The sequence below is a fragment of the Collinsella sp. AF31-11 genome, assembly GCF_003475605.1.
Classification (GTDB): Bacteria; Actinomycetota; Coriobacteriia; order Coriobacteriales; family Coriobacteriaceae; genus Collinsella.
In genome coordinates, this window is the sequence record NZ_QRQS01000023.1 from 1,594 (window position 1) to 6,886 (window position 5,293).

A 5,293-nucleotide genomic window follows, 5' to 3' on the forward strand; every position below is an offset into this window, starting at 1 on the left:
CGTCTGTCGATTGGCGACGCAGACGACATCTTTGGACAGATTTCGAACAGTATGTACTTCGGATTGAAACCGCCACAGAACGTTTCACGAATGGCCGAAAAACTGTTTCACAAAACGCCGTCAAATTGCGTCACGGAGTATCGTCAAAATGTTTCACGCGCTGGTAGAACGCTATATAACAAGATCGCTCTATGGGACAAACAAACCTGATTAATTTGCCCCACGGGCTTGCTCACTGGGCGAACTGGCTGCGGTAGAGCTCGGCGTAGAAGCCGCCTGCCGCGAGCAGCTCGTCGTGCGTGCCGCGCTCGATAATCTCGCCGTCGCGCATCACCAGAATGCAGTCGGCGTTGCGGATGGTGCTCAGGCGGTGCGCCACGACAAAGCTCGTACGACCGGCCATGAGCTCGTCGAATGCCGCCTGCACCTGCAGCTCGGTACGCGTATCGATGCTCGACGTCGCCTCGTCCAGCAGCAGAATCGCCGGATCGGTGAGCATGACGCGCGCGATGCACAGCAGCTGTTTTTGACCCTGGCTAAACGTGCCGCCGTCCTCGCCGATTACCGTATCGTAGCCGCCTGGCAGCTGCACGATAAACTTGTGCGCGTGCGCGCGCTTGGCGGCCTCGATAACCTGCTCGCGCGCGGCTCCTGGGCAACCGTAAGCGATGTTGTCCGCCACCGTGCCCTCGAACAGCCATGTGTCCTGCAGCACCATGCCAAAGGCGCGGCGCAGGCTTGCGCGCGTGTAGTCACGCGAGGAACGGCCATCGACCGCAATGCGACCGGCGTCGATATCGTAGAACCGCAGCAGCAAATTGATGAGCGTTGTCTTGCCACAGCCCGTAGGACCGACCAGGGCAAAGCGCATGCCGGGTTTAGCCTCGATGCAGACATCCTGCAGCAGCTTGCGGTCGGGCACATAGCTAAAGTCCACATGTTCAAAGGTCACCTCACCCTGCGGGGCGGCAAGTTCCACGGCATCTAGCGCATCGGGCTCCTGCTCGCGCGCATCGAGCAGTGCAAACATGCGGCGCGCCGAGGCGTACGCAGTCTGGATCTGCGTGATGACGTTCGTGACCTCGTTGAACGGCTTAGTGTACTGGTTGGCGTAGGACAGGAAGATCTGCACGCCGCCCACCGTGAGCGCCGCAGGCACGCCCGTGATCACGCCCGCGCAGCCGATCACAGCGACCACGGCATAGATGATGTTATTGATAAAGCGCGTGCCGGGGTTGGAGAGCGAGCCCATAAACTGCGCGCGCTCACCTGCCGTATAGAGCTCGGCGTTAAGGGCATCAAAGCGCTGTTGAGCGTTCGGGCCATAGGCAAACGCATCCACCAGCTTCTGCTCGCCCACATACTCCTCGATATGGCCACCGAGCTGGCCTTGGATGCGCTGCTGTGCCGTAAAGCTCTTATTGGAAAGTTTGGCGATGGCACCGGCCGCAAAGATGGAAAGCGGCGTGACGAGCACCACCACAAGCGTCATGGTCAGCTTGATGGAGAGCATAAACGCGAGCGTGCCCACGATGGTAATAACGCCGGTAAAGAGCTGCGTGAAGCCCTGCAGCAGACCGTCGCCCACCTGATCGACGTCGTTGACCACGCGGCTCATGAGGTCGCCGTGGGCATGGCTGTCGATAAAGCTGAGCGGCATGCGGCTGAGCTTGTCGCTCGCCTCCACGCGCATGTCGCGCACCGTCTCGTAGGACAAGCGGTTAACGCAATAGCCCTGCAGCCACTGGAAAGCCGCAGCACCTACGACGACAATCGCGAGCTTGGTGACAAGCGGCAGCAGCGCATCGAAGTCCACCTGCCCGGCGGCGACGATCAGGTCGATGCCCTCGCCGATGAGAATAGGTGTGTAGAGCTGCAAGATCACCGAGATGGCAGCGCTCACAAACGACGCCGCAAACGAAATGCGGTGCGGGCGAACATAGCCCAGCAGGCGGCGGGTCACCGCGCCCACGGGATAGCGCTCGGGGTCGCCGGGCTGGCGCGGGCCGTCCCCCAGGTCGTTGAGGTTATCGTTGCCAGACACGTTGGCGGTCATCGTGGCGACCGAGCCGGAAGAAGTGTACGGATTCATTTAGCAGCCCTCCTTTGCGCAAGTGGATGCCAGGGCGCACGCGGCGCCTGGGGTGGACGTGGACGTCGCGCTCCCCCGCTGACCCTCGAGCTCCTCACGACGAAGCTGCGACTGGCAAATCTCGCGATAGAGCCGGCAGGTCGCGTACAGCTCATCGTGCGCGCCCAGGCCCGCGACCGAACCGTGGTCGAGCACGCAGATCATGTCGGCATCGCGCACGGTCGAGACGCGCTGGCTCACGATCACCGTGGTCAGTGGGAGCCCGCCCGCGGCGGCACCGCGCACGCTGCGCTCGCGGATGGCATGGCGAAGCGCCGCGTCGGTCTTAAAGTCGAGCGCCGAGGCGGAGTCATCCATGATTAGGACCTGTGGAGAGCCCACCAGGGCACGTGCGATGGTCAGGCGCTGGCGCTGGCCACCGCTAAAGTTCTTGCCGCCCGCCTCGACCGGGGCATCGAGCCCCTGCGGCTTGTTGCGCACAAATTCGCTGGCCTGCGCCATGTCGAGCGCCGCCCAGAGCTCCTCGTCGGTTGCCGCCTCGTCGCGCCAGGTTAGGTTGCTGCGAATGGTGCCGCTCACCAGCGACGCTCGCTGCGGAACGGTCGCGACCACGTGGCGCAGCTGATCGAGCGGCCAGGTGCGCACGTCGGCGCCCATCACGCTCACGCTGCCGGTGCCCGCATCGTACAGGCGCGGGATGAGCGAGACGAGCGTGGACTTACCACTGCCCGTACCGCCAATAATGCCGAGCGTCTTGCCCAGCGGGAGCTCCAGGGTCACATCGTTGACGGCGTTGGCAGCGCCCGCGCCAAAAGAGAAGCTCGCATGGCTCAAGCTCAGCGCAGGAACTGGAGCGACATTGCCCGGCTTGAGCAGCGCGACCGGCTGGTTGCCCCCGTCGGTGATGCTCGGCTCGCAATTGAGCACCTCGTTGATACGCGACGCGCTGGCGCTCGCCTTGGTAAAGACCACGACCAGGTTGGCGACATACACGATGGAGGTCAGGGTCTGCGTCATGTAGTTCACAAACGCCATGACCTGACCCTGCGTTAGCTCGCCCACGTTGACCTGGATGCCGCCCACCCACAGGATGGCGCACACGCCCAGGTTCATCACAAGAAACGTGACGGGGTTGAGAATCGACGAGAGCTTACCCACCGCGATGGCAGTATTGGCCTGGTCATCGGCGGCCTGGGCAAAGCGCTCGCGCTCGTGGTCCTCGCGCACGAAGGCGCGAACCACGCGAGCGCCCGAAAGCCCCTCGCGGCAAATGAGCGCGATGCGGTCGAGCTTTGCCTGCAGCTGCTTGTAGTACGGAATGCAGCGCGCCATGACAAACCAAAACACCAGGCCGATGGCGGGCGTGCAAATCAAAAAGATCATGCCGAGCTTAAGGTCGATGACAAGGGCCGCGCACATGGAGCCCACCGCCAAGAAGGGCCAGCGGATGAGCATGCGCACGCCCAACGCCACGGCAAGCTGCACCTGGTTGACGTCGTTGGTGATGCGGGTGATAAGCGACGGCGTGCCAAAGCGGTCGAGTTCGGCATAGCTCAGTTTGTTGATGTGCTCGTAGAGCGCGCCGCGAATGTCGGTGCCCATGCCCTGCGAGGTCAGCGCCGCCATCTTTTGGCAGACGAGCGTAAACGAGATGCCGATCACAGCCATGGCGCCAAGTACCATGCCGTAGTGGATAACGGCGTTGACATCGTGTGCGCCAATACCCTTATCGATCATCTGGGCAATCACCAGCGGCGTAAGCAGGTCAAAGATCACTTCGATCAGCTTGCACGCAGGGCCAATCACCATATATCGGCGAAACTTACCACCAAAACGCCTGAGCAGCTCAATCATAAAAAGGCGCTCCCTATCATCATTCACACTCAATTCGAATCATGATAGTACGGTGAGCCCAAAAATTGCGTAAGCAGCTCGTCATTTCTAATGGGATTCGGTTTCCAGAGAAGCGGAGAGGCGCGCATGCCCGGCAAGTTACGGGTCGATCACTTGGTATACTTACATTAGTGCTACCAAGTTGAGCCGCCGACCCTTGAAATGAGGTGCCGAGATGAACGACATTCTCGCAAGAAGAGCAAGACGAGCAACTGTGGGCATCGCCCTTTCCGCGGCACTTGTCGCGGGAATCGCCCCCGTAACGGCGATCGCGGCAGAAACCAGCGCCCCCACCGGTGCGGCCGTTTCGCAGACGAGCGCCGCCAACGGCAATTCGGGCGCCCTGCAGACGGAAGATGCGGCCGCCGCAAAAGACAAAGCGTATGCAGCCATGCAGGAAGCGCTCAAAAACCTCGAGGCCGCAAAAGACGCCGCAAGTCTCGAGAAACTTGCGGAAATCGATACTAAAATTGCCATTTTTCAAGAGAACTACGACACTAATTTGGCGCAAGCCGCCATATATAAGGAATCCCTTCCTACCATGCAAGCGAACGTCGATGCAGCTCAAGCCGAATGTGATAAGGCCCACAACCGGACAAGAGCCCTTGAGGCAGAATTAAATAAAATCGACTACACGACTCCTGCCGAAACTATTCGGCAGTTGCAAGAGGCGATCACAGAGGCAATAATGCAAGAAAATTTCTGTGAAGATAAGCTTGAGCACTGCCGAATGCGCCTCGAAAGTCATAAAAGCCTGATTTATTTCTTTGAAAGCGAAGTGGAGTTTAATAAAACCCATCTCGACGGAGAAACAGCCAAGCGGAATGCGCTCCTCGACGATTTGAAAAGAGCGCAAATAGCCTATGACGATGCCTGCAAAGCATACGAAGAGGCAAAGGCCGCGGCGGACAAGGCCGCCTCGCCCGAGATAACGAAACCGACCGAGACAGCGCCTCCCTCCGGCTCAACGCAACCCGCCAAGGCGACACCGCCCGTTGCCTCACCTGCAACCGGTAAAGACGCCCTACCAAGCTCCATCAAGCAAGCGAGCACAAGCAGCGGCAAACAAGCAGATACGACCGCCGACAAGCTCGCGAACACGGGCGACGCAGCGCCGAGCGCAATCGCACTCGCAGCAGTCGCCGCCGCAGGCCTCGGAATAACCGCCACGGCTACACGCCGCATCAAGAACTCAAAATAGCCGCCAGATCATACTACCTTCGCCAATCCACAAACCCGGAGACAAAAGAGGCCCGTTTCCCCAACCTGAACTGCCTCCCATTTCTTGGACATGAGAAATGGGAGGCT

The 5,293-nt window shown here is 60.3% G+C and carries 4 protein-coding genes; 2 read left to right on the forward strand and 2 right to left on the reverse strand.

The window, feature by feature from the left end:
• On the forward strand, positions 1-210 hold a 210-nt coding region (locus DWZ22_RS10545; protein WP_233546492.1), incomplete at its 5' end, for a hypothetical protein.
• Between the two features lie 22 nt (positions 211-232).
• On the opposite strand, the gene DWZ22_RS09930 is transcribed toward DWZ22_RS10545, so the two are convergent.
• On the reverse strand, positions 233-2,092 hold the full coding sequence (locus DWZ22_RS09930) for an ABC transporter ATP-binding protein (RefSeq protein ID WP_118406047.1): 1,860 nt from the start codon (positions 2,090-2,092) through the stop codon (positions 233-235).
• Positions 2,093-3,946, reverse strand: a complete 1,854-nt coding sequence (locus DWZ22_RS09935; RefSeq protein ID WP_117655340.1) for an ABC transporter ATP-binding protein — start codon at positions 3,944-3,946, stop codon at positions 2,093-2,095.
• 214 nt (positions 3,947-4,160) lie between these two features.
• On the opposite strand from DWZ22_RS09935, the gene DWZ22_RS09940 reads away from it, so the two are divergent.
• A complete protein-coding gene (locus DWZ22_RS09940; RefSeq protein WP_118406048.1) occupies positions 4,161-5,186 on the forward strand; it encodes a hypothetical protein in 1,026 nt (341 codons plus the stop codon).
• The last annotated feature ends 107 nt before the right edge of the window (positions 5,187-5,293 follow it).